Annotated in this window: 21 protein-coding genes; 16 read left to right on the forward strand and 5 right to left on the reverse strand. The window is 58.5% G+C overall.

Going from position 1 to position 24,140, the window contains the following annotated elements; all coding sequences use genetic code 11:
• The first annotated feature begins 101 nt into the window (after positions 1 to 101).
• The 5 genes from SH410x_RS08325 to SH410x_RS08345 all read left to right on the forward strand — a co-directional run bounded on the left by SH410x_RS08325 (position 102) and on the right by SH410x_RS08345 (position 5,316).
• The gene (locus SH410x_RS08325; RefSeq protein ID WP_473676054.1) at positions 102 to 1,406 is read left to right on the forward strand and encodes an NAD(P)/FAD-dependent oxidoreductase; all 1,305 of its coding nucleotides are present in this window, start codon (positions 102 to 104) and stop codon (positions 1,404 to 1,406) included.
• Complete coding sequence (locus tag SH410x_RS08330) at positions 1,403 to 2,179, forward strand: DUF1365 domain-containing protein (RefSeq protein WP_473676055.1); 777 nt, start codon at positions 1,403 to 1,405, stop codon at positions 2,177 to 2,179. The genes SH410x_RS08325 and SH410x_RS08330 overlap by 4 nt, the downstream gene beginning before the upstream one ends.
• A 122-nt stretch (positions 2,180 to 2,301) precedes the next feature.
• Positions 2,302 to 3,486 (forward strand): class I SAM-dependent methyltransferase, encoded by a 1,185-nt coding sequence (locus SH410x_RS08335; protein WP_473676056.1) that lies wholly within the window; start codon positions 2,302 to 2,304, stop codon positions 3,484 to 3,486.
• Complete coding sequence (locus SH410x_RS08340; protein WP_473676057.1) at positions 3,483 to 4,547, forward strand: SAM-dependent methyltransferase; 1,065 nt, start codon at positions 3,483 to 3,485, stop codon at positions 4,545 to 4,547. Before SH410x_RS08335 ends, SH410x_RS08340 begins: the two co-directional genes overlap by 4 nt.
• 4 nt (positions 4,548 to 4,551) lie before the next feature.
• Positions 4,552 to 5,316, forward strand: coding sequence for a DUF1295 domain-containing protein (locus tag SH410x_RS08345; RefSeq protein WP_473676058.1), 765 nt, complete (start codon positions 4,552 to 4,554; stop codon positions 5,314 to 5,316).
• 36 nt (positions 5,317 to 5,352) lie between these two features.
• Here SH410x_RS08345 and SH410x_RS08350 read toward each other — a convergent pair whose 3' ends face one another.
• Positions 5,353 to 6,084, reverse strand: a complete 732-nt coding sequence (locus SH410x_RS08350) for an SDR family NAD(P)-dependent oxidoreductase (protein WP_473676059.1) — start codon at positions 6,082 to 6,084, stop codon at positions 5,353 to 5,355.
• Positions 6,085 to 6,166: 82 nt separating this feature from the next.
• Positions 6,167 to 7,108, reverse strand: a complete 942-nt coding sequence (locus tag SH410x_RS08355; RefSeq protein WP_473676060.1) for a fasciclin domain-containing protein — start codon at positions 7,106 to 7,108, stop codon at positions 6,167 to 6,169.
• A gap of 251 nt (positions 7,109 to 7,359) precedes the next feature.
• Here SH410x_RS08355 and def point away from each other — a divergent pair, with 251 nt between their 5' ends.
• The 5 genes from def (at position 7,360) to SH410x_RS08380 (ending at position 12,313) form a co-directional block, all read left to right on the forward strand.
• A complete protein-coding gene (gene def, locus SH410x_RS08360) occupies positions 7,360 to 7,944 on the forward strand; it encodes a peptide deformylase (protein WP_473677271.1) in 585 nt (194 codons plus the stop codon).
• Positions 7,941 to 8,978, forward strand: a complete 1,038-nt coding sequence (locus tag SH410x_RS08365) for a methionyl-tRNA formyltransferase (protein ID WP_473676061.1) — start codon at positions 7,941 to 7,943, stop codon at positions 8,976 to 8,978. Before def ends, SH410x_RS08365 begins: the two co-directional genes overlap by 4 nt.
• Positions 8,975 to 10,264 (forward strand): glycoside hydrolase family 99 protein, encoded by a 1,290-nt coding sequence (locus tag SH410x_RS08370; RefSeq protein ID WP_473676062.1) that lies wholly within the window; start codon positions 8,975 to 8,977, stop codon positions 10,262 to 10,264. Before SH410x_RS08365 ends, SH410x_RS08370 begins: the two co-directional genes overlap by 4 nt.
• 4 nt (positions 10,265 to 10,268) lie before the next feature.
• The gene (locus SH410x_RS08375; protein WP_473676063.1) at positions 10,269 to 11,438 is read left to right on the forward strand and encodes a glycosyltransferase; all 1,170 of its coding nucleotides are present in this window, start codon (positions 10,269 to 10,271) and stop codon (positions 11,436 to 11,438) included.
• Between the two features lie 176 nt (positions 11,439 to 11,614).
• Complete coding sequence (locus tag SH410x_RS08380; RefSeq protein ID WP_473676064.1) at positions 11,615 to 12,313, forward strand: CAAX prenyl protease-related protein; 699 nt, start codon at positions 11,615 to 11,617, stop codon at positions 12,311 to 12,313.
• 511 nt (positions 12,314 to 12,824) lie between these two features.
• Here the strand turns inward: SH410x_RS08380 and SH410x_RS08385 are convergent.
• Complete coding sequence (locus tag SH410x_RS08385; protein ID WP_473676065.1) at positions 12,825 to 13,160, reverse strand: hypothetical protein; 336 nt, start codon at positions 13,158 to 13,160, stop codon at positions 12,825 to 12,827.
• A 41-nt stretch (positions 13,161 to 13,201) separates the two neighbouring features.
• Between SH410x_RS08385 and SH410x_RS08390 the strand changes: the two genes are divergently transcribed.
• Positions 13,202 to 14,320 carry a DUF3500 domain-containing protein gene (locus tag SH410x_RS08390; protein WP_473677272.1) on the forward strand — a complete coding sequence of 373 codons (1,119 nt, stop codon included), beginning with the start codon at positions 13,202 to 13,204 and terminating at the stop codon, positions 14,318 to 14,320.
• 104 nt (positions 14,321 to 14,424) lie between these two features.
• Here the strand turns inward: SH410x_RS08390 and SH410x_RS08395 are convergent, their stop codons facing one another.
• A complete protein-coding gene (locus SH410x_RS08395; protein ID WP_473676066.1) occupies positions 14,425 to 15,831 on the reverse strand; it encodes a hypothetical protein in 1,407 nt (468 codons plus the stop codon).
• A gap of 242 nt (positions 15,832 to 16,073) precedes the next feature.
• On the opposite strand from SH410x_RS08395, the gene SH410x_RS08400 reads away from it, so the two are divergent.
• Both SH410x_RS08400 and SH410x_RS08405 read left to right on the forward strand, forming a co-directional pair.
• Positions 16,074 to 16,496 carry a hypothetical protein gene (locus SH410x_RS08400; protein ID WP_473676067.1) on the forward strand — a complete coding sequence of 141 codons (423 nt, stop codon included), beginning with the start codon at positions 16,074 to 16,076 and terminating at the stop codon, positions 16,494 to 16,496.
• A gap of 67 nt (positions 16,497 to 16,563) precedes the next feature.
• Positions 16,564 to 17,211, forward strand: a complete 648-nt coding sequence (locus SH410x_RS08405; protein ID WP_473676068.1) for a tetratricopeptide repeat protein — start codon at positions 16,564 to 16,566, stop codon at positions 17,209 to 17,211.
• Here the strand turns inward: SH410x_RS08405 and SH410x_RS08410 are convergent.
• Entirely contained in the window at positions 17,146 to 18,081 is a 936-nt protein-coding gene (locus SH410x_RS08410; RefSeq protein WP_473676069.1) for a hypothetical protein, read from the reverse strand. The genes SH410x_RS08405 and SH410x_RS08410 overlap by 66 nt on opposite strands.
• 200 nt (positions 18,082 to 18,281) lie before the next feature.
• Between SH410x_RS08410 and SH410x_RS08415 the strand changes: the two genes are divergently transcribed.
• From SH410x_RS08415 to SH410x_RS08425, 3 genes are all read left to right on the forward strand, one after another.
• Positions 18,282 to 19,007, forward strand: a complete 726-nt coding sequence (locus SH410x_RS08415) for an RsmE family RNA methyltransferase (protein WP_473676070.1) — start codon at positions 18,282 to 18,284, stop codon at positions 19,005 to 19,007.
• Positions 19,008 to 19,302: 295 nt separating this feature from the next.
• Entirely contained in the window at positions 19,303 to 20,607 is a 1,305-nt protein-coding gene (gene hemL / locus SH410x_RS08420; protein WP_473676071.1) for a glutamate-1-semialdehyde 2,1-aminomutase, read from the forward strand.
• A gap of 2,349 nt (positions 20,608 to 22,956) precedes the next feature.
• On the forward strand, positions 22,957 to 24,117 hold the full coding sequence (locus tag SH410x_RS08425; RefSeq protein ID WP_473676072.1) for a hypothetical protein: 1,161 nt from the start codon (positions 22,957 to 22,959) through the stop codon (positions 24,115 to 24,117).
• Positions 24,118 to 24,140: the final 23 nt, after the last annotated feature.

A 24,140-nucleotide genomic window follows, 5' to 3' on the forward strand; every position in this document is an offset into this window, starting at 1 on the left:
TCCCAATCTACCGAAAACGTACGCTGGCAAGTGGTCATTTTGCGAGCGGTGCCTACAAAGCTCCCGTTAGAAAAATCAGCGTTGGATCATTGAGGTGAGTTGTGCGTATCGCTATCGTCGGATCGGGAATTTCCGGGCTCACCTGCGCCCGGGTTCTATCGCGTCAGCACGACGTTACCGTCTTCGAAGCATCCCAACACGTCGGAGGGCATGCGCACACGGTTCGCGTGGGAACCGCGAACAAACACCACGATCTCGATACCGGTTTCTTGGTTTATAACGACCGAACGTATCCGGTTTTCTCGCAAATGCTTCGCGACTTGGACGTCGAGACGGCGCCCACGTCAATGAGTTTCAGCGTCCGCTGCGATCGCTCTCATACGGAATACAATGGCACCTCGATCAATGGCGTTTTCGCCCAGCGCCGGAATGCCCTGCGGCCTTCGTTCTTGAGAATGCTGTCAGACATCGCCCGCTTCAATCGTAACGGACCTCGCGATATCGACCGTGTGTCCGAAGCTCAGACCGTGGGGGAATACCTGGCCGCAGGCAAATACTCTCGCCCATTCGCTGAACGCTACCTGCTGCCAATGGGAGCGGCGATTTGGTCCTGTCCACGAGCGTCATTCGCGGACTTTCCAATCCGCTTTATCCTGGAGTTCTATCATCACCATGGTCTGCTCAGTCTGACCGATCGCCCCGTCTGGCGGACGGTCGTGGGCGGTTCTCAGAGGTACGTGACCAAGTTGATCGAGCCGTTCAGCGACCAGATCCTCTGTGCCTGTCCCGTTCACAGCGTTCGCCGTTTTGAGAATGAGGTGAGGGTCGATCACGCCGGTGGCGAGGAAGGTTTCGACGAAGTCATTTTCGCCTGCCACAGCGACCAGGCTTTGCGAATCCTCGATGACGCAGATGCGATCGAGACGGAGTTGCTCTCTGCTTTCCCCTACGGCGAGAACACCGCCGTGCTGCATACCGATGAATCGGTTCTGCCTCGGCGGCGGCGTGCGTGGGCGAGCTGGAACTACCATATCTCACGGCAACCTGAAACACGCCCAACGGTGACCTACAACCTCAACTTGTTACAGGGGATCGAGTCCGCGAAAACGTTCTGCCTGACGCTTAACAACGATGACATCATCGATCCGGCCACCGTACTGGGGCGGTTCCACTATTCACACCCACTCTTTACCACGGAGCGGTCGACCGTTCAAAAACGTCATGGCGAGGTCATTCGGCGGCGTCGAACATCCTACTGCGGCGCGTACTGGCGAAACGGATTCCATGAAGATGGCGTCGTCAGCGGTCTGGCCGTGTGTGGCGAGTTTGGTGTTCCTGGCTGGACCATGGAGGCCCGTCAGGAACGTTTCCAGACGACCGCATCGACGGCAGGTGTCAGCTCATGAAAGCCAACCATAGTTGCCTCTACGAAGGTTCGATACGCCATCGGCGGTTCCGAACGAAGTCGCATGAATTCTGCTATCCCCTGTTTCTGTTTTATCTCGACCTCGATGAGATCGAAGAGATCTTCGACTTGGCGCCCTTCCTCTCGACGCGTCGCTTCAGTTTGGTCCGGTACAACCGACAGGACTTTCCAGGCAGAGCGGAGGAATCGCTCGCCGATACCATTCGGCAGACTGTGCGGACGGATGCAGGATTGGAATTCGATGGACCGATTCGGATGCTTGCGCATCTGCGGTACGCCGGTTTGGTCTTCAACCCGATCACCGTCTACTATTGTTTTCATGGTGATGGTGAATCGCTCGCAGCTGTTGTCGCTGAGGTCACCAACACGCCCTGGCGAGAGCGACACTGCTACGTGATTCCCTGGGGAGGCGAGCAGCGAATCAAGCGACATCGATGCGCCAAAGCATTTCATGTCTCACCGTTTCTGCCCATGGACCTGGAGTATCAATGGCGATTGAGTCAGCCGGGCTCAAGCCTCTCGATGCATCTGGAAGACCATGATCAGGACGGTTGTCTTTTTGACGCGACGCTGCTGCTCAAAAGGAAACCGCTCACTTCACCGCAACTGACCAAAACGCTGTTGCGGTTCCCACTGATGACCGGCCAAGTCGTCAGTGGTATCTACTGGCAAGCATTGCGGTTGTGGCTCAAGAAAGCCCCCTTCTACCCACACCCCAAACCACCTGAAGTCACGTTGAACTCCACTCCTTGAGAAGCGTTTCGAGAGCACACACGATGTCGAGCGGGACCCACACCCAATACGCAACAGCCAGCTGGCGACCTACCGTTTCCGAGTCCGCGGGTAACACTGCGCCGGCCAGGAACCTTACATGGATGCAGCGAGTCACCCGGCGCAAGCTGCTGGACTGGCTGGATTCACTCCAGGGCGGTCAGATTCAATTCACCGATGCTCAGTCGACCAAGGTCTTCGGCCCGTGGGATTCGCCGCTGAGCGTTTCCTGGCAGGTCAATGACCCGTCGTTCTACAGCCTGTTCGCATCCCAGGGCGCCATCGGGCTGGCGGAATCATACCTGCGTGGTCATTGGGAGGTGGACGACTTAACGACCTTCCTGCGGATTCTCTGCCGCAATCTCGATCGCACTTCTTCGATCACCACACGCTTGGCAGCGGTCGCGGGGCGTCTGGGTCACCTGGCATTTCGATTCGACGACAATTCACGTCATGGCAGCCGACGTCATATCGCCGCCCACTACGACCTCAGCAATGCGTTCTTCGAATTGTTCCTCGATCCCACGATGATGTACTCATCCGCTTGGTTTGAAGACGACGAGACGTCGCTCCATGACGCCTCGCTGGCTAAACTCGATCGCATCTGCGGCAAGCTCGATCTGCAGCCGAGCGACCGGGTGCTCGAAATCGGCACCGGATGGGGCGGGTTTTCCTTACATGCTGCCCAGCAATATGGTTGTCACGTCACGACGACAACGATCTCGCAGGCTCAATTCGAAATGACGAACGATCGCGTCGGCGAGGCTGGTCTGAGCAACCGCATCGATACACTCTCGAGTGACTACCGGGATCTCCACGGTCAGTTCGACAAACTCGTTTCGGTCGAAGTCATCGAAGCGATTGGCGAACGCCATCTGAACGATTTCTTTCGCCAGTGCAACAATCTGCTCAAGCCTGGCGGGCGATGTGTCATGCAGGCCATCGTGATGCCCGAGCAACGTTATGACGCCTATCGTCGTTCCGTGGACTTTATTCAGAAATACATTTTCCCGGGTGGATTCCTGCCCTCGATTGTCGCACTTCAAAATTCAGCCAGCAGCATGACATCGTTTCGATTGCAATCGATCGATGACATGTCGTTGCACTACGCACAAACACTCATGCACTGGCGTGATGGTTTCCTCGAACGACTCGACGAGGTTCGCACACTCGGGTTCGACGACCGCTTTATTCGAATGTGGGAGTACTACCTATGCTACTGCGAAGCCGCGTTTCGCGAAAACACCGCCAGAGTTGTCCAGATTGTATGGGACAAGCCCCCAGCATGAATGCATCGACATCTGTACTCTCTGCGTTGCCAACCTACCTGCTCACTCATCTTTCAGAGGCTGCCGAGCAAGGCCACGTTCCCGATTGGATCGTGCGCCGCGGCATCCGTAGATTGCTAAGCCGCCGGCTGCGCGACCTGGAGGAAACCGAGCCCGCCGACGCCATCGAGACGTTGCGAGCGGAGGTCGCGTCCCAGCCGATTGCGGTCTCCACCCACGAAGCGAACGATCAACATTACGAAGTCCCCGCGAGCTTCTTCGCATCCGTCTTGGGGCCGCAGCGGAAGTACAGTTGTTGCTATTGGGATCCGGATACCGCGACGCTCGGGGAGGCCGAGGAAAACGCGTTGCAGATCACTGCCTCGCATGCTGGCCTGGTCGATGGCATGGATATTCTCGAACTCGGTTGCGGATGGGGATCGCTATCGCTGTGGATGGCCGAAAAGTTCTCCGAGAGTCGTATCACGTCGATCTCAAATTCCAACTCGCAGCGCCGCTTCATCGAGTCGTGCGCTCGTGATCGGGGGATCAAAAATCTCAATGTTGTGACCGCCGATATCAATGCGTTTCAGTCGATCGAAACATTTGATCGGATTGTCTCCGTTGAGATGTTCGAACACATGCGAAACCACGACCGCTTGATGGAGAAGATTCACCATTGGCTGCGACCGCAGGGGCGGTTGTTTGCGCACCTGTTTTGTCACGCGACGACACCGTACTTGTTCGAAACCGAAGGGGCCCAGAACTGGATGGGGCGACATTTTTTTACCGGTGGCATGATGCCCAGCGAAGACTGGTTGCCACGCTGTGGTGGTTCGTTGCAGGTCGTTGAGCAATGGCAGTGGAATGGGGGCCACTATGCGAAAACGTCTCACGCATGGCTCGCGAATCTGGACGCCGCCGCTGAATCTCTCCGGCCGGTCTTGGCCAAGACCTATGGTCGCCCCGATGCAAGCCGCTGGCTGCATCGATGGCGGATCTTCTTCATGGCTTGTGAAGAACTTTTTGCCGCCCATGACGGGAATGAGTGGTACGTTTCGCACTATCTATTTGAAAAGTAATCCTATGCTGCTGAGCCTGACATACTGTGCCATCGCAATCGGCGTGCTCATGTTCACCATGTGGCTGGTCAGTCTCTTTCTCGGTGATGTCAGTATTATCGATATCGCTTGGGGACTCGGATTTGTGGTGGTTGGCTGGACGGCATATTGGTCACGGGGCGAGACCGGCGACAGCGTGCTCGTGCCGTGCCTGACGACCCTGTGGGGAGTCCGGTTGAGCGTGTACCTAGCCTGGCGGAACCATGACAAAGGCGAAGACCCTCGCTATCAGAAAATGCGTCAGCATTGGGGCAGCTCATTTCCCTGGGTCAGCCTACTGACCGTCTTTGGCGTCCAGGCCGTGGTTATGTGGATTGTCTCGCTGCCCCTGCAAACGCTCTACGACGGCAGTGACCACCACCCAGGCTGGCTGACCATCGCCGGCACGCTGGTGTTCGCCGCGGGCCTGTTCTTTGAGTCAATCGGCGATTGGCAATTAGCGAGATTCAAAGCCGATCCAGACAATCAAGGCAAAGTTCTCGACCGGGGGCTATGGCGATACACCCGCCACCCCAACTATTTCGGCGATTTCCTGGTTTGGTGGGGCCTGTTCCTGGCCGCCTACGGGACCAGTCACGTGGCGTGGATGGTGATCGGGCCGATCACGATGTCCATTTTCTTAATGCGAGTTTCAGGCGTGACTTTGCTAGAGAAATCTCTCCAAGAGAGTAAGCCCGACTACCGCGAATATGTGCGGCGCACTAACGCCTTTTTCCCCGGCCCGCGATGAGACGCCACGTTTCTCCGAGACATCCCTGCCCATCGTTCATCGTCGCGACGCAACGGATCCCAATCCGCCGTCGATGCCAATCACCTGGCCCGTGATCCATCCCGCGGTGGGCTCCAATAGCCAGCCGATGAGTTCGGCGACTTCCGTGGGCTCACCGAGTCGGCCGAGCGGATGCATCTTTTCCGACGCCCTCGCGATCGCTGGAGATTCCCACAGGCTGCGTGTCATGTCCGATTTCACCAGCCCGGGTGCGACGGCATTGACGCGAATGTTTCGGTTCGCATAGGTCGCGGCGAGTGATCGTGTCAGACCCTCGACGCCCGCTTTCGCTGCCGCGATCGCTTCGTGATTGGCTATCCCATAGCGAGCCGCGACGGAGGATACCAAGACGATCGCACCGCCTGCATCCCGCATCGCTTGGGCAGCCGCCCGGGCGAGAAAAAACGACGAGGACAGATTGGTCGTCAGTGTTTCAAGCCACTGATCATCGGTGATCAAGTGGGCCGGTTTCAAGAGGATCGATCCGATGCAGTTCGCGACGCCGTCCAGCCGCCCGTACTTCTCCACTGCCGCCCTCACGCAGCCCTCGATCGACGCGGAATTATCCGCGGTGACTCGGCAGACATCACATCCCGATCGCTCCTCCAGCGGCCTCGCTTTCTCCGGCTCACGGGCACCGATCATCACTTGATGGCCGTTACCAACGAGTCGCTCAACCAATGGAGAACCGACCGCGCCGGTACCGCCCAATACAACGTACGCACCCATCGACTTGCTCCTTGTGAAAACGAAAAAACGCCTGGACGGTGTTGTCCAGGCGTCGAATTTGAATAATTGGTGGCAACGAGATTTAGGGGAGCAACACTTGGTCGATGACATGGATCACGCCGTTGCTCGTCTTGATATCGGCGGCGGTGACGGTCGCTCCGTCGATCATCACTTTGCCATCTGCGGACTTGATCGCGAGTTCTTCGCCATTAACCGTCTTCGCGGACGACAATTTGGCTGCGTCGGCAGCGAGGACTTCACCGGGAACAACATGGTAGGTGAGGATGGCCACCAGTTGGTCCTTGTTTTCAGGCTTCAGCAGGTTGGCGATCGTGCCTTCGGGCAGTGCAGCGAACGCTTCGTTGGTGGGTGCAAAAACCGTGAACGGTCCCTCGCCTTGGAGTGTTTCAACGAGACCAGCAGCCTTCACGGCCGCCACCAATGTGGAGAAGTTTTTACTGCCCGCGGCGGTCGCAACGATGTCCTTGTCGGCCGGCAGCAGCACGCTATCGATCACATGGATCACCCCGTTGCTGGTGACGATGTCTGCTTTGATGACTTTCGATTGGTTGATCATGACGCCGCCGTCTCCAGCCTTGATCGCGATCTGTTGACCTTCCACCGTTTTCGCACTGCTCAACTTCGCGGCGTCCGCTGCCATGACTTTGCCGGCCACAACGTGGTAGGTCAGGATGCTCTGCAGCTTCTTGAGATTCTCAGGTTTGAGCAGCGATTCCACCGTCCCCGATGGCAGTTTGGCAAACGCGGCGTCGGTGGGGGCGAACACGGTGAACGGGCCGTCTCCCTTGAGCGTGTCAACCAGGCCGGCTGCCTTGACGGCGGCGACCAAGGTTTTGAATTGACCCGCGGCGACTGCGGTATCGACGATGTCACTCTGGGCTGCGGGTGCGGCGACAAGGGTGTTGGCCGCTCGATGGGCGGCGGCAGCGGCAAGCGGGCACTGATCGCCTGCTGAGAGGCTGGACGTGGAGAGCATGGCAACGAGGCAAACTAACTTTTTCATCTTAAGTTCTCTGTTGGGGAGGTTTCGAATCAACCGCGTCGACTCGGTGTCGCGGTCTCTGCATGGGTAGTAGCGATCCGGATCGAGTTGACCACTCCAATCGATACAATTTGTGCAGGTAACGGTATTTTTCCCCAAAGCGATCTCCCCAGCTTCTCACCCCACCTCTCGTCTAGGTTCTTATCAAATCCTCCTCCATGCTCCATAATCACCGTACTGATTGCCCCCCACCACTGATTACTGTCGACGCCATGGCCCTTTCGATCATCCACCACCCCCACCCCACACTGCAGCACCGCAGTCGCCCAATCGTGCGAGTCGACGCGAAACTTCGCGAAATGGCGGCTGAGATGCTCGATCTGATGTACGACAACGAAGGCGTCGGACTGGCTGCAAATCAAGTTGACTTGCCGATTCGGATGTTTGTCGCCAACCCGAGCGGCGAGCGGGGCGAAGGGGAAGAGTGGGTCGTCATCAATCCAGTGATTGATCGACCCAAGGGAAGTGAATCGGGACAAGAGGGCTGCCTCAGCGTGCCGGGCGTGTACGCGCAAGTCAAACGGCCCAAAACAGTCCGGCTGCAGGGCTACGACCTGCAGGGCAACGAGATCAACATGGAGCTGGATGGATTCTTGGCGCGTGTTGTCCAGCACGAAGTCGATCATCTCGACGGGGTGATGTTCTTTGATCGGATCGGCAACGAAGCGAAACGTGATATCGAACACGCACTCGCTGAATTTGAGACGACGTATGAGTCCCTCCGGAATACCGGCACCATCCCCGACGATGCCGAACTGGCTCGCCGATTGGCAGAACGTGAGAAAGCGTACACATGAGCATTGTCAAACGACGCATCGTCTTGATGGGCACGGGCCCGTTCGCCGTACCCGCCTTTGAAGCGATCCGGGCTGCGGGACATGAACTCCCACTCGTGATCACTCGCCCCCGGCCACCCGTCCGAAGTCGAGGGGGGCCGCCTCCTGCCCCCGTTCATGACTGGGCCGTTTCGCATGGGCTGCCTCTCGAATCACCCGGCGATATCAACGAGGACGAAGTCGTGCGGCGACTCGCTGCGCTCGAAGCCGATCTGATGGTGGTGTGCGACTATGGTCAAATACTCCGCCCCGCTGCACTCGCGACGACACGCTGGGGAGGCATCAATCTGCATGGCTCGCTGTTACCTGCCTACCGCGGCGCAGCTCCGGTGCAGCGTTCGGTACTCAGCGGCGATGCGGAAACGGGAGTGAGCGTGATCCACATGACCCCGCGACTCGATGGCGGTCCGATCCTCGCGACACGCCGGACACTGATCGGAGCGACTGAAACGTCCGGGCAGCTCGAAGTGCGTCTCTCAGAGGTCGGCGTCGAAGCCACTCTCGAGGCAATCCAATTACTCGATCACGAACTTGCCGATCATGCCCGTGGTGAGCCCATGCCACCGATGGGCGGCGTCCAGGATCCATCGCGGGTGTCCCAGGCACGACGCCTCAGCAAAGCGGAAGCCGAGATCGATTGGTCGCGCTCGGCACACCACATCGATTGTCTCATTCGCGGGATGCAACCTTGGCCAATCGCGTACACGTTTGCCGAGACCAAACCAGGCAAACCGCCCGTCCGACTGGCCATTTTGAGGGTCACCCCCCAAGCTGACGCCTCCGTTGGCGCGGGCGAGGCAGGTTGCCTGCTCGCCAGCGACACCAAAGATGAAATGGCGATCGGTTGTGGCGATGGAAAAGTGATCGTCGAGCGATTGCAGCCAGCGGGGAAAAAGGAAATGGACGCGGCGGAATTTATCCGAGGGCATCGTTTGCAGCCCGGCTTTCGCTTCGGAATGCCTTCGATCACCAACGATACCGGCAAACAATCATGAACCGACGACGAATGGCCGAGCGGTTTTCGATGGTTCCCGACGCTCCCGCAGCGAACCAAAGTGGCGTTCGCCCGGCCATTCGTGCCTGCCTGGTTCTGTTCCTGATCCTAGGCGCGATCAGCAGCATCTGTGGATCGGCACGTTGTGTACGCGCAGCCGACCGATCCCGTCCTATCGACGCGACCACCCTGCATCACAAAGTGCTCTGTGGGTACCAAGGCTGGTTCCGCTGCCCCGATGACCCGAGTGGCAGAGGATGGGTTCACTGGAGCGGCGACCGAAAACGACTCGCGCCGGAATCGCTGACGTTCGAAATGTGGCCGGACATGAGCGAGTATTCTGCGAGCGAAAAGTACCCCGCTGCGGGCTTCACCTACCCGGACGGTGGACAAGCCGAGCTGTTCAGCTCGGCAAACCGGCAAACGGTCGCTCGGCACTTCGATTGGATGCGCCAGTACGGGATCGACGGCGCTCTCGTCCAACGATTTGTATCCGAAACAAAGCATCCTGATTCGACGCGTGTGCTCCGTCATGCCGCGGCGGCAGCGGAGCAGAGTGGACGCGTCTTCGCGGTCGAGTACGACATGAGTGGCGTGGCCGAGGACCAGTTGCTCGCGCGGATCACGAGCGATTGGGAAATTCTCGTCGACGAGCTGAAGATCATCGAGAATCCTCGCTACCTGCATCACGATGGCCGTCCCGTGCTCGCGGTGTGGGGGTTTTTCCCCGAGCGATTTCGCAGCGAGACCGCCCACGCTCTGATCGATTTCTTCCAAGCCGATGGCCCCTATCAAGTCACCTTGATCGGCGGCTGCAATTGGCCGTGGCGAGATGTCACCGATCCCGAATGGGCTCGGGCACTCCGCCGCTTCGACGTCCTCAGCCCATGGAATGTGGGGCATGTGCGCCGCGACGGCGACGAAAAACACGCCGACACCGGACGCTGGGCGGGCGATCGCGCCGAAGCCGAGCGGAATGGGATGCAGTACATGCCCGTCGTTTTCCCCGGGTTCCGTTGGGATAACCTCAAACACAAACCTGCAGGTAGCACGGACATCCCGCGACTCGGCGGCGAGTTCTACTGGCGGCAGTTCGAAACTGCCGCTGACCTCAAGATCGAGATGGTGAAAGTGGCGATGTTCGATGAGGTGGATGAGGCGACGGCGATTTTTAAGGTCACCAACACGCCGCCGACGCAAGCTCATTTTCTCGGCCTCGAAGGTCTTCCCTCGGATACCTATCTTCGGTTGACGGGCAAAGGCAGCCGACTGATTCGAGGCGAGTGATCACATGAATCGTTCCTCCCAGGAAACGGCCGAACACATGGGCTCAGCATCGGGCCGAGCCACGGGGAATGAACCGTTGCCGCTCCGAATCGCGTGCGTGATCCATTCGCTCGATGGCGGAGGAGCCGAGCGAGTGATGGCAGGATTGTCGGGGCAACTCGCTGCGCGGCGGCACCGTGTTGACTTAATCACACTCGATGATGGAGCTCATCGTCGCCACCGGCTAAGCGACTCGGTGCGTTGGATTCCGCTCGACGTCATGTCAACGGCCAAGCGGAAAACGGGATCGTTGGAACGCGTTGCGAGATTGCGCCGCGAGATTCGGCAGGGCGACTACGACGTCCTGTTGTCGTTCTGCGACGCAACAAACGTACTCGTTCTATTCGCAACACGTGGCCTGCGTCGTCCTCTCCGCATCGTCGTCAGCGAACGGAGCGATCCGGCCCATCAATCACTTGGACGACTGCGTGAGTGGCTGCGTGACCGCTTGTATCCCCACGCCGATGCCGTGGTTTGTTTGAGCGACGACGTGGCCGCGACGATCAATCATCGCATGCGGGCCAACACCGTCGTCATTCCGTCGGCGGTTGAGCCTCCGCCGCCAGGGTACACGGAACTGCGCGCCGCAAGTCATGCCGCTTCGCCAGTTCGCCTGATCGCGATGGGGCGACTCGAGCCTGAGAAAGGTTTCGATCGATTGCTGGAATCACTCGCTGAGATCTCGCCTGGAGACGAGACACCAGCCTGGACACTGAAAATCTTAGGCGATGGGAGTGAATTCAATAAGCTCGAAACAATGGCACGCGATCGAGCGATCGAGCACCGTGTTGAATTTTGTGGCTGGGTCGATTCCGTGTGGCCGCATCTCGCCGAGTCCGACGTGTTTGTGCTGCCGAGTCGGTACGAGGGATTTCCGTCCGCGATGCTCGAAGCGATGGCCGGCGGACTCGCCGCCCTCGCCGTCGATGCCGGTGGCGGCGTCCGCGCAGCCATCGAGCACAACGAGAACGGCTGGCTGGTCGAGAACTCAACGACCGCCCTCACCGGCGGTCTACGCACCCTCCTCGCTGACCCCGCCTTGCGAGCACGCCTGGCGACCGCCGCCCCCAAGGTCATCAACGAGTTCGGTTGGGACGCCATGGTCGACCAATACGAACGCGTGCTGCGCCAATAGGTCGGACAGCGTTCTAGAGGACGGCAGTGGGGACAGAGCATCAACCATCGCCCGCGCAACCGCCTCATCGATCCGAGCGTCTCGGCTTGTCGATTCCGCTTGGACGGTCTAGTTTTCCCGGCATATTGGCGATCACTACCTCGCCTGAAAGCCCATCGAACCGAGAGATTCGCTCAATGTTGCCTTACATCGCCCCGATGCTCGCGTTTCTGCTGGTCGTTGAACTCAGCAACGCTGCGCCTGCGGATTTTGCCCTGTTGCTCTACGTGCTGCGCGTTGTTGTTCCGGTGGGAGTTCTGGCGTATTTTTGGTCCCGGGGTTGTTATCGTGAGCTACGACTGAAATTGGGCTGGATGAACCTGGCCGATTTGATGCTCGGAGTGGCGTTGGCCGCGATGTGGATTCTGCCGTACGTGTTGATCCCTGAGATCAAACCCAAGGGCGAGGGGATCGAATTCGATCCGGCGATGGCTGGGGTCGCCTGGGTCTCGTGGGTTCTGGCGTTGCGAATGGTCGGCTACGCGCTGGTCACCCCGGTGATGGAAGAGCTGTTCATGCGCAGCTTTTTAATGCGTTATGTGGATGTTTATGACGGGGACCAGGACTTTCGCGAGCTGCCGTTGGGACGGTTCTCGTGGCGCAGCTTCATCGTCGTGGTCGTCGTCTTCCTGAGCACGCACATGATGTGGGAGTGGTGGGTCATGCTACCGTGGGCCGTTCTGACTAACCTGTGGTTCTATTATCGAAAAGATCTGTTGGCGATCATCATCGTTCACGCCGCGACCAATGCATCCATTCTGCTGGCGGCGATTTTTGCCAGCGATCTGTTTTCGGACGGCGCCGATGGCAAGCTGTCGCTATGGTTCTTCGTTTAACGGCCGGTTGATCCGTGTGGATGACGGCCGCCGTGATGTTGTATGGACGGGCGCTGGGCCGTGGAACCGGGGGCCGTGGAACCGGGGGCCGTGGAACCGACGGGCCGTGGAATCGACGGGCGGTGGAACCGACGGGCGGTGGAATCGATTCGGAGCCCGTTTTCTCCGGAGCCCGTTTTCTCCGGAGCCGCATCGCCCCCGCCCACGGTTTGGGGATGGTCGATGTTGACGCCCTGGAATCGCTGGCGAGTCGTTGACCGTTGGCAATTGGAGATTTTTGGGATCATCCGACGGAAGCGTGCGCCGGAGGTTTGGGAAGCATGACTCAAGTGTCCCATGATTTATTGGTGGGATTGGATTGACAGCGTTATGCTGCTTGCCGGGAAATTCGACTGGGCCTGCCGGGAAAAACGGAGCGAAGCTCTGCAGAGGTGCGGGCTGGGCAAGGGATCTCCCGGTCGATGGTACGCCAATGGTGTCTTTGAAAACAGATTGGATGCTGGAGCGATACCTAAAAGAAACTTCCACTGTACTCCCACGCACCCTTCCGTCGGATGAGCCAGTTTTTTGCGGGATGCAACAGAAAGACGGTTGCGTTTGCCTCTATAATCTGACTGAGGTGCACGATCTCGCTAGCAAATTTCCCGAGCGTGCCGAGCAGATGCGTGAGCAACTGGTCGAACTGGATGTAAGGAACGAGCGGAAAATAAGTGGCCCAACGCTCCGCGGTCGGAATGGTCGACCGGGGAGTGTTCGACCACCATTTCAGACCGTAATTTCCCGCTCGTTCGTAAGCCGCCAACGAAGCCGCGATGGCGCGGATGATCACTACTAGAAAGAGATTCAATGCATAAGAAATTGGGATGGATCGCGGTTCCCGTGATCGCGATGTTCGGTGCCTGTGCCGTCGTTTACTCACAACGCCCAGGCGTGCGACCCGGGCGAACGCCTGGGATCGAAGAACCATTCGTTGGGATCACCACGTCCGAAGGTGTCCAACCGGAGCTCTTTTCGATCGAGTCGACGGGCGTGTCGACCGAACCTGTTCGCGATGCTGCGAAAGCGTTCTTGGCCGGACTGAGCGAAGATCAACGCAAGCGGACCGTTTTCGCGGTTGACGACTCGGAATGGCGGCAGTGGGACAACCGTCACAGAATGAAACGGCAGGGCGTTGGCTTTGATGAAATGTCCGATGAACAGCGAAAGCTAGCTTTCGACATGCTCGGTGAGAGCCTGAGTGCCAAGGGGCTCAAGAAAACCCAGGACATGATGAAGCTCAATGGTACGCTCGCTGAACTTGCCAACAATTTCGACGAATATGGCGAGTGGCTGTACTGGCTCACGATCATGGGCGAACCCTCCGAAACCAAACCTTGGGGCTGGCAGCTCGATGGGCACCACGTCGTCGTGAACTACTTCGTGTTGGGAGACCAAGTCGTCATGAGCCCGGTTTTCATGGGCGCGGAGCCGGTTGAAGCCAAGGCGGGGAAATTCAAAGGCACCGTTGTCATGCAAGACGAGCAAGACGAGGGGCTCGCGTTCATGCAGAGCTTGACCGACGAACAGCGGTCCCAAGCGATCCTGATGCAGGACAAGAACGGCAACAACAACTTGACCGAGGCCTACAAGGACAACGTTGTCCTTGATTACGCCGGTCTCGTTGGGTCAGAACTCAGCGACAGCCAGAAAAAGGGGCTGCTTCGTTTGATCGAAGAATACGTCGGCAATATGCGGCCGGAACACGCGACCATCCGGATGTCCGAGGTCAAAGAGCACCTCGACGAAACCTACTTTGCATGGATTGGCGGGACGACCGACAGCAGCGTCTACTACTATCGGATTCACAGCCCGGTTGTTTTGATCGAGTTCGACCATCAACGCCGGGTGGCGCCGTTTCGCACCGCCGAGCCAACACGCGACCACATCCACACTGTGATACGAACGCCCAACGGGAACGACTACGGGAAAGACCTGCTGCGACAGCACTACCATTCTCACCCCCATTGATCGAACCAATCACACCTCTTGCTGAGCAGGGCGGCAGGCCGCGAAAGATGTTTTCTCGGTAGGGAGTCACGCGAGGTAGGGCCGCCCCGCCCCAGGCACGCAGTTCACCGCCCAGATTCGTCGGGCGTGTGAAGGGCTTCAGCCAATGCTTGTTCAACGAGTGGTTCGCAGTCGGGACCAACCCACCGCCAGCCATGGTCAAATCCATCGGCCATGGCGCGCGCCGTGGGAATGTATCCGGTCCAACATTCGCCATAACCACTGACCATCACAAACGACTTCGGTTTCAAACGCTGTGCCATCAGTTGGTATCCAATAAAGGCTTCACCGGGTAGCACAACGAACTGCGCCGCTCCGAAATCGACACACGGTACATCGATTGGTTCGCCACGTTGGACGCGTTCCAAGGAACTCAGGCCCATTGCCGCTAAGATTCGCTGTTCAGTCTTCACCTGGGGATTCTGCAAAACGGCGGTCATCGCGGCCTGCGTGAATTCCGCGTCATCCTGGAACGGCAACGTCAGTTCTGCGTTGCGAAACGTCCACCCGGGCAGCTCGCTACGTTGGGTTTGTGTCGCTGCGGCGGATAGGCCACGATACAGTCGATCGGCTAAGATTCCCCGTGCCGCCAATGAACCGTCGTTGTATTTGCCGGCCGTGACATCACCACTGCAGCCCGTCAGATAGACCTGCAGCGTACCAGGGGTGTCGACTTGTCGGCGCCGCCGAGCCAAGCCAATGAAGTCGGCACTGACGGCACCCATCCCGTAAGAGCTCATGGGATGGGTGGCGTAGCAGGACAAGACGGCAATTTCCTGTTCACCATTCCAAAAGCTGATTGACTTCAGCCAGGGGTCGATTTCACCGGGGGCGCTGGTCGCTTGGTACGAATCTGGCTCCGTCCGGCTATAGCGATCGAAATGCACCGAGCCGTCAGGATGCTCGACGCGCCGATTGCTAGCGATTTTTTCGACTTGGGCTTGCCCCACTCCAATGTGTGTCACGGGCCGCGCCTGCTCGATCGCGACACGGATCGCGCGGGCCGTATCGGAGATGCAGGCTGCTTGAAATGAGACATCGAACAACTCGCCCTGCAGCCCAACTTCATCCAGCAGCTCTTGTGCTCGATTGTCGGTAACGGGCGCGTCATGCTGGTGCAGCGAACAGACCAAGACGCGCTCACGCGTGGTGGACGCTGCTTCGGCGAGCTGGTCTCGCCACAAATCGTACGCCGAATTTCGTACCTCGCACCAATCCAACGCCACCACGACGACCGGAGCCTCCTCGCCGAGCAACACCACCCCGACCGCCTGCAAGGGATCATCAATCTGTTGTGCCTTGATCGGCAATATCCCCATGCAGCGGTGCCCGGGCGGGATCGTAATGTCGACAGAAAAAGTGCTGATGCGAACCTGCGCATTCGCCATTTGCGTCCATGCCGAAGTGAGAACGAACCCCACTACCAGCAACTTCCATACATAAAAACTCGAATGGATACGGCGCAAACTCATGAGCGAAGACAACAGGGGGAGCGTTGATGGATACCGGTGGCGCGAACGCTGTCAATTCTACACGCTTGCCGATGTCCGGTGCGCTGCGAACGACGCCGTCTCAATCGCGGTGTTCGCGAATTTGGATATCAATTTCAACAGAGATGGCCTTGCCAGATCTGGAGCGGGATCGATAATACTAAGAAGTCGGTGCTGCGTTGGAACATTGGTTTAAAACGCGGCATCGCATTCTACGAGACACCATGACACGCAACCAATCCAACCGGCGATCTGCTTGTTTTGGGGGTTCCCCCAAGCATTGGGGTTTCGTCGCGCGACGACTGCTGACCAGCTTGGTTTTCATGGCCGCCCTGGTGCAGGTCGCGCCGCTTGGATTGACGGTCTCGCGATGTGTCGTGGACTCGATTCCTGACGTGTCGGCGAGTGAATCGCTGAGCGTCGACACGCATGCGGTCGCATACTGGGCAACCCAGCCGACCGCCGTGGCGAGAGTCACCGGCGAGAAATCAAACGAGTCCGATCCGCTCGGCGGAAGCTTGGCCACGTTCGTCAGTACCGTGGCAAATCCGAGTTTTCTGCCCCGTTGCAAAACGCACCGCGACCCCAGTGCCTCTCGTTGCGAGTCCGCGACGCTGGTGAATTTGAACGTGCGATTGCAGGTTTAGGAGCGTTCAACGCTGCCTCCTGTTTTCTACCAATGCATGTTTTCACCCAGTCATGAAAGTCCAGACGATGTCTGCGCGTACCCACACCGATCAACAAAAACAACCGTCCGAAAGTCGCCCTGCCGAGGGTCGGCGAGCAAGCCATTGCGTGACACCACTCAACCCCGCGATCCGGCGAGCGTGGGGGCTGATCAAGAAAGAGGATTACATCGGAGCGGCGAATTCACTCGCTTCGGCAGGCCGCAATCCGCAGGTTCGCAATGCTCAGGGGGTTTGCTTGATGCGAGCCGGCCGCATCGACAGTGCGGTCGATTTGTATCGTGCATTTGTGCTGACCCCCGGCACCCTGCTCGAACGCTCTGATGTCAGCAACGCTTACAAACGCAATTTTGCTACCGCATTGTTGATGAAAGGATTCCCTAGCGGCGCGTTGTCGGTGCTGAGAGGGACGCGTGAGCCAGACCACCCGATGGCAGTTCGAATCTACGCGGCGATCAAGCAGTGGGAAAAGTCGCTGTCTTGGTTTCAGCGGCTCGACTGGAAATTCAACGCCATCGAACCACGCAACTGTCATGTTCCACTTGATTTCGCGCCGGGGGAATTCGATTTCGAAATGGACGTGGTGGAGGCTGTTCCGGTCACCCGGGAATCATGCGACTCGACTACGGGCGGTGGTCGACGCGTCACCGAGTCGGCTGGACAGATCCTTCCGTGAGACCTGTCGGAGGCCCATGATGTAACCATGCAGCAGGGCGGTGTGGACGAGTCTGCCGAGCCGGCTGACGGAACCTGCCGCCGCCTCTGCGAGCCGTGTGGTTGCTGCCACGGTGAGGGCGGGACGCGTTCCGCCGGCATGATAAAGTGCGGCACTGACGCAGCGCACCAACTCGTGATCGCTCCATCTCGAAAGATGATGCGACGGAACCGCGTGGGTTGCGTTGGACACCAGTCGCACGTGATCGACGTCTTTGCGAATCACCATCACCACCGTCAGGTTCGACAGGCGATGAGCATGCGTTTGACACCAATTCGTCAGCGCGGCCGCCCGCTGATAGCGGACGCAAACTCGGCTGGCCGGTGCCACGTCAACCAGCCAAACAGTGCGAACGCTGCTGGACGAGTCGATCTTGGCGGCCGCGTCGCTGAGTCCATCGGTGAACTGCGCCAGCGATTGATCCCCCCACTGCGCCGTGGCGGTCTCAATCGCAGTGGTCCCCAAACCCGAGGTGGTCGTTATTTGACGCAGCAGGGTGGTTGTGCCGACACCTGGCGATGCCGTCAGCATGCCGAGGCAGGTGGGACGGCGAACGAGGTTTTGCATCCAATGCCATGCGGCGACATGGTGGTCGCCGCGGAAATAAAAATCGTTGGGATGCGGCCGTTGACCAAGCGGTTCCGAGACGGCGAAGGGCGAGGCAAGCAAACCCCAGTAGTGCAGGACTGCCGGGGCGAGCGATGCGGTGCATTCAGGCGGATAATTGCTGAATTCATCGTTGAGCAATTCACCTGACGTCGATGAGTTGCGATGCGCTGGTGCGGCGGATCGATGGCGGCGGGGATCACTTGAACTCTGCTTGGTTCTCAATGCCGGGGGCCTCAATTATGCGTCAGGTGATGAGATCTCAGCAACTTTGACCCAATGGGTGCCGCACGGTTAAACTCGTGCCTGTGGGACTCAAATCGGCCTCTGCCGCAGCCCCACTGCGACCCAAACCCTGCCGACGTTACAGTCTTCCCGATTGGAGCGACCGGCTCCCACTTTGCTCTCGAAACGACAAGCCACCGATGACGCGACGATATTACGTCCCCGATCTAGTCATGCAGTCCCCCCTCGTCCGGATGCCCGACGACGAGGCTGCACACGCGGTGAAGGTGATGCGGCTGCGTGTCGGTGACGCGGTGGAACTGTTTGATGGCCGTGGAAATCAATCGACCGCCGTGGTGACGGCCGTTGATCGCCGGGTTTGCGAATGTCTCAGCGAACCACCCCAAATAGTCGATCAGGAAGCGACTCGACAGCTCGAACTCGCGATTGCCCTGCCCAAACCCGAGCGTTGCAAGGAAATGATCGAGCGTTTGACGGAACTCGGTGTCACGCGAATAACGCCCCTGACGTTTGCACGAACGCAGCGACCACCGTCGCCCTCCTTGATCGGGAAACTGGATCGAATCGTGATCGAAGCGTGCAAGCAATCAGGCCGAAATCAATTCATGACGATCTCACCGGTTGTGTCATTTGAAGCGTGGATCGGTCAAGCCCGGTTATCGCACGCGGCGACGCACGACGAACCCATTGGGCTGGTGGCGATGCCGGGAGGCGGACCGCTGAGCGAGATGCCAGTGGGGGCGTCCGAGAGCGTGAGCTGCGTGATCGGTCCCGAAGGGGGGCTAACCGACGATGAGCTCAACGTCGGTGTGGCTGCGGGGTTGCGGGCCGTCGATTTAGGCAAGCGAATCCTGCGCATCGAAACCGCCGCGTGCGTGATCGCGGCCCGATTGCTCGACGACTGAGCACCTGTTGATCAGCTTTTCGACTCAAGATTCCGTTTGGGCGTTCGCGGACTGTTGTGTTCATGAGCTGAGTCGCGTCAGCGGCCGGGTGCCGTGCGTTACTCGATACCTGGCGGTATTCGGCTCACCATTGCCGGCGAAAATTCGATTCAATCAACAGGCCGTAAATTGTGGGGAATCGAAAACGGATCAAGGGACGCTTAAATCGTGCGGCGTCTGGAAGCCAACGCGGTAGAGGTCTAAACTTCAGCCACAGGAATGCACTCTTTCGACAACTCCAACAGCTAGATTTGACATGTCCGCGTCGTCGACGTCCCCCACCGCGCCCGCCCGCAGCCAAGCCGCCTTTGCACGAGCCCTACGTTTGATGCCCGGCGGCGTGAATTCACCGGCTCGCGCGTTTGGTGCTGTGGGCGGCACGCCGCTGTTCATCGAACGTGCCGAAGGTCCATACCTGTTCGATATCGACGGCAATCGTTACGTCGACTACATCGGTTCTTGGGGGCCGATGATTCTCGGTCACGCTCAAGCCGAAGTGATCGAGGCGATTACTCGCGCGGCCCAGCGTGGCACGAGCTACGGGGCCCCCTCCGAGGCTGAATCACAACTGGCGGAGCAGATTATCGAGGCGGTTCCAAGCATTGAGAAAGTCCGCCTCGTTAATAGCGGCACCGAGGCCACGATGAGCGCGCTGCGTGTCGCCCGTGGTGCGACGGGACGAAACAAGGTGATCAAGTTTGCGGGAAACTATCACGGGCACGTCGACGCATTGTTGGTTGCCGCTGGTAGTGCCGCGGCAACCCTCGGTGCCCCCGACTCGCCGGGCGTCACCCCCGGCGCCGTGGGCGATACCCTCGTGCTGTCCTACAATGATGTCACTCAGCTAGAAAATGCCTTTTCGGCTGAGGGTGATCAAATCGCGGCCGTGATTCTCGAGCCCGTCGTGGGCAACATGGGCTGCGTGGTTCCGACGATGGAATTCCTCCAAGCACTGCGTGACTTAACGACGCGTCATGGATCGATTTTGATTTTTGACGAGGTGATGACCGGGTTCCGTGTCGCACCGGGCGGCGCCCAAGAACTCTTTGGGATCACGCCGGACATGACGACACTCGGTAAAATTGTCGGCGGTGGCATGCCGTTGGGCGCCTACGGTGGCCGCACCGACATCATGGACAATGTGTTACCAGCGGGGAAGGTTTATCAAGCCGGTACGCTTAGCGGCAACCCCGTCGCCGTCGCCGCGGGCTCCGCGACGCTGAAGATTCTCAAGGAGAATCCTCCCTACGGGCAACTCGAGCGAATGGGTGCCAAGCTCGCCGAGGGGCTCGACGCAGCCGCCACGGCCGCTGGCATTCCGCACACCGTAACCCGCGTGGGCAGCATGATGACGCTGTTTTTCAATCCCGACACCGTGACCTGCTGGGACGACGCGGATCGCTGCGACCGCGAAGCGTTTGGTCGCTACTTCTGGGGCATGATCCAAAAAGGTATCTACATGCCCTGCAGCCAATTCGAAGCCTTGTTCTTCAGTCGTCTGCATGACGAAGCGATCATCGACGAAACCATCGACGCGGCGAAAGAGGTGCTGGCGGGTTAGGAACGAGCGGTAAATAGGTGGCCGAACGCTCCGCAGTGGGAATGGTCGACCGCGGAGCGTTCGACCGCCATTTCAGGCCGTAATTTTCCGCTCGTTCACTAACGCCCACCGAGCCCGAAATCAAGTCCATCGCTGGGTGTCCGATCACACGCGCGGAAATCCGCCACCGCCCGAGTCGTTTCAATTGGTTAATTTGCCGAGTCAAAGCCCGGGTGCCAATCGTCACTGGCCAGCCCCGATGGCACGGAACGGATCCCGAACCACGATATCGTTCATGTGAGCGAGTGTCGGCGAACCTGACAATGTGCTCTGTCCCTATCGAACTCCAGCGTAGGGCCGGTTCCACCGGCCACATGCGTTGGTTTTCCGACTCCTGGGCCGGACCATGTCGCCGAGGTGCATGATCGCTCTTCGGTGGGATGCTCGTAGGGCCGGTTCCACCGGCCACATGCGTTGGTTTTCCGACTCCTTGGCCGGACCATGTCGCCGAGATGCGAGATCGTTCTTCGGCGGGATGCCCGTAGGGCCGGTTCCACCGGCCACATGCGTTGGTTTTCCGATGCCTTGGTCGGACCATGTCGTCGAGGTGCGAGATCGCTCTTCGGTGGAATGCTCGTAGGGCCGGTTCCACCGGCCACATGCGTTGGTTTTCCCATTCCTTGGCCGGACGATGTCGTCGAGGTGCGTGATCGCTCTTCGGTGGAATGCCCGTAGGGCCGGTTCCACCGGCCACATGCGTTGGTTTTCCCATTCCTTGGCCGGACGATGTCGTCGAGGTGCGTGATCGCTCTTCGGTGGAATGCTCGTAGGGCCGGTTCCACCGGCCACATGCGTTGGTTTTCCCATTCCTGGGTCGGACGATGTCGCCGAGGTGCAAGATCGTTCTTCGGTGGAATGCCCGTAGGGCCGGTTCCACCGGCCACATGCGTTGGTTTTCCGACTCCTTGGCCGGACCATGTCGTCGAGGTGCGTGATCGCTCTTCGGTGGGATGCCCGTAGGGCCGGTTCCACCGGCCACATGCGTTGGTTTTCCCATTCCTTGGCCGGACGATGTCGTCGAGGTGCGTGATCGCTCTTCGGTGGAATGCCCGTAGGGCCGGTTCCACCGGCCACATGCGTTGGTTTTCCGATTCCTTGGCCGGACCATGTCGTCGAGGTGCGAGATCGCTCTTCGGTGGGATGCCCGTAGGGCCGGTTCCACCGGCCACATGCATTGGTTTTCCGACTCCTTGGCCGGAGACCATGTCGCCGAGACGCGAGATCGTTCTTCGGTGGGATGCCCGTAGGGCCGGTTCCACCGGCCACATGCGTTGGTTTTCCGATTCCTTGGCCGGACCATGTCGTCGAGGTGCGAGATCGTTCTTCGGTGGGATGCCCGTAGGGCCGGTTCCACCGGCCACATGCGTTGGTTTTCCGGTTCCTTGGCCGGACCATGTCGTCGAGGTGCGTGATCGTTCTTCGGTGGGATGCCCGTAGGGCCGGTTCCACCGGCCACATGCGTTGGTTTTCCGACTCCTTGGCCGGAGACCATGTCGCCGAGATGCGAGATCGTTCTTCGGTGGGATGCCCGTAGGGCCGGTTCCACCGGCCACATGCGTTGGTTTTCCGGTTCCTTGGCCGGACCATGTCGTCGAGGTGCGTGATCGCTCTTCGGTGGGATGCCCCAGCGGACGGCCGGTAGAACCGGCCCTACGTGATTTGGCGGAACACTCTCGATCTCCGTCGCTGTCGATGACATTGAGAATGACTGCGAACTCGAAATATTACCCCCGTCACATTTTCCGGACGCGGCGTAGGGCCGGTTCCACCGGCCACATGCGTTGGTTTTCCGATTCCTTGGCCGGACCATGTCGTCGAGGTGCGTGATCGCTCTTCGGTGGGATGCCCCAGCGGACGGCCGGTAGAACCGGCCCTACGTGATTTGGCGGAACACTCTCGATCTCCGTCGCTGTCGATGACATTGAGAATGACTGCGAACTCGAAATATTACCCCCGTCACATTTTCCGGACCCCACATTTTCCGGACCCAGCCGAGGTCGGGAACTAAGACTTTCAAAAAAACAAAATCATAAAAACGCTTGACATCAAACCAGGGGGGGGGCTACTGTGACTCCCTTGCGGGTGGCGCAGCCGCTCCGAAGATCAATCACGCTTACGACATTGTTACCGTGGCAGATCATGTGACATATTGCTTGCTGCGGGAAGTTAGAGCCGTCAATCAGCTAAAAGTGCTGACGACCTCGCCGCTGCATTCGGTTTTGGTAGCGGAGTTGAAAGGATGGGCTTAAGTAGGTGATGTCACGTAGTTTTGAATAAAGCTAATTGAATTCTTCTGGAGTAGTGCATCAAATGGGTTTACGAAAAACGTTTATTTACTATATAGCAGCCATCACCATACTTGCATTGTACGGGCCTGCGTCGATTGTTGCGATCGCAGCGCAGGAAATCAGCTTTGAGGATACTAGTTTTGAGGATGGGAGGAAGCTGTCGATCGAGGAGAAAGAGGAACGATATGCGGCGATGACAAGCCTGGATTGGTTTGTTGGAAAACGCTATCGGTACCGGATTCACTGCACTCCTCATGCCGGCAGTGGGCCGCCTCCTAATCTATTTGGCCCCCGCCCTCAACTGCTCATTGACGCGGAGCGGGAATTGATCATCGGAGACGCCTATTCGCCCAGTCAAGTCCTGCCGACCAGGTTAACACTGTTCATCGAGAACCCCGGGATTCCGATCTATGATTCAGAAACAATCACATTAAACTGGTATGCGTACAACGGCCGCGAATATAGGACCTGGGAAAATAATCTATTTGACGAGTTCAGTGCAACCAGCTCACATTCAGGGCAGATCGCCTCCAATACTGGTGGCTATCTACTGGCGATTGATCCATTTCGAAGGAACTTGACTGGCGCAAGCAGTCAGAAGACCGGGCCTCAAGCTGCCCGCAAGGCGTCACCGGCCTGGCCACTTGAGCAAGTCGATTCTCGTGAAATTGAGCTTTCACCTTTTGGCCGCTGTATTGAAAGTCGCGTAGTCTACACAGATTTGAATGGGGAAGAAATCCACAGTCGGAACATTACCACAAATGGCCCTGAGTATTTAATTCTCTATGGCGATGGGAACGGCGAGGAGCAAGGCTCTACCACTGAGATTGCAACCATTGATGGCGTTCGGTATCCCAAAAAGGGCAGGCAGAAAGATGTTTATTCGTGGTGGGAATTTGAGCTGATTTCGGTCGAAGATTTCGAGTCGCCGCGTCGCGCGGCGGATTGGTTCCCATCCTGGCCGCGGGGCACCGTTGTCTCAGACGTTCCTCGTGACCGGCTTACTCGCATCCCCTTTTCTCCCGAAGAACGGAATTCACTTAATGCCTACCTCTTCACAAGTCAAAAGCTAGGCTTGCCAGCGATTGGGTGGTCGCCTTGGATGTGGCTGAATTCATTTCTATTGGTGTCGCTTGCCGGTTTAATTGGGTACAAAGTTCACAAAAGCATGCGAGCGACATGATGGTGCGTTACGTTCATTGGCGA

It is taken from the genome of Rhodopirellula sp. SH410, assembly GCF_055811895.1.

Bases quoted from the DNA above. Each gene is read 5' to 3' on its own strand.
- SH410x_RS08340 (WP_473676057.1), top strand. From the start codon at position 3,483: ATGAATGCATCGACATCTGTACTCTCTGCGTTGCCAACCTACCTGCTC.
- SH410x_RS08380 (WP_473676064.1), top strand. From the start codon at position 11,615: ATGTTGCCTTACATCGCCCCGATGCTCGCGTTTCTGCTGGTCGTTGAA.
- SH410x_RS08405 (WP_473676068.1), top strand. From the start codon at position 16,564: ATGTCTGCGCGTACCCACACCGATCAACAAAAACAACCGTCCGAAAGT.
- SH410x_RS08350 (WP_473676059.1), bottom strand. From the start codon at position 6,084: ATGGGTGCGTACGTTGTATTGGGCGGTACCGGCGCGGTCGGTTCTCCA.
- SH410x_RS08400 (WP_473676067.1), top strand. From the start codon at position 16,074: ATGACACGCAACCAATCCAACCGGCGATCTGCTTGTTTTGGGGGTTCC.
- SH410x_RS08395 (WP_473676066.1), bottom strand. From the start codon at position 15,831: ATGAGTTTGCGCCGTATCCATTCGAGTTTTTATGTATGGAAGTTGCTG.
- hemL (WP_473676071.1), top strand. From the start codon at position 19,303: ATGTCCGCGTCGTCGACGTCCCCCACCGCGCCCGCCCGCAGCCAAGCC.
- SH410x_RS08355 (WP_473676060.1), bottom strand. From the start codon at position 7,108: ATGAAAAAGTTAGTTTGCCTCGTTGCCATGCTCTCCACGTCCAGCCTC.
- def (WP_473677271.1), top strand. From the start codon at position 7,360: ATGGCCCTTTCGATCATCCACCACCCCCACCCCACACTGCAGCACCGC.
- SH410x_RS08370 (WP_473676062.1), top strand. From the start codon at position 8,975: ATGAACCGACGACGAATGGCCGAGCGGTTTTCGATGGTTCCCGACGCT.
- SH410x_RS08425 (WP_473676072.1), top strand. From the start codon at position 22,957: ATGGGTTTACGAAAAACGTTTATTTACTATATAGCAGCCATCACCATA.
- SH410x_RS08335 (WP_473676056.1), top strand. From the start codon at position 2,302: ATGCAGCGAGTCACCCGGCGCAAGCTGCTGGACTGGCTGGATTCACTC.
- SH410x_RS08415 (WP_473676070.1), top strand. From the start codon at position 18,282: ATGACGCGACGATATTACGTCCCCGATCTAGTCATGCAGTCCCCCCTC.
- SH410x_RS08330 (WP_473676055.1), top strand. From the start codon at position 1,403: ATGAAAGCCAACCATAGTTGCCTCTACGAAGGTTCGATACGCCATCGG.
- SH410x_RS08345 (WP_473676058.1), top strand. From the start codon at position 4,552: ATGCTGCTGAGCCTGACATACTGTGCCATCGCAATCGGCGTGCTCATG.
- SH410x_RS08390 (WP_473677272.1), top strand. From the start codon at position 13,202: ATGTTCGGTGCCTGTGCCGTCGTTTACTCACAACGCCCAGGCGTGCGA.
- SH410x_RS08365 (WP_473676061.1), top strand. From the start codon at position 7,941: ATGAGCATTGTCAAACGACGCATCGTCTTGATGGGCACGGGCCCGTTC.
- SH410x_RS08375 (WP_473676063.1), top strand. From the start codon at position 10,269: ATGAATCGTTCCTCCCAGGAAACGGCCGAACACATGGGCTCAGCATCG.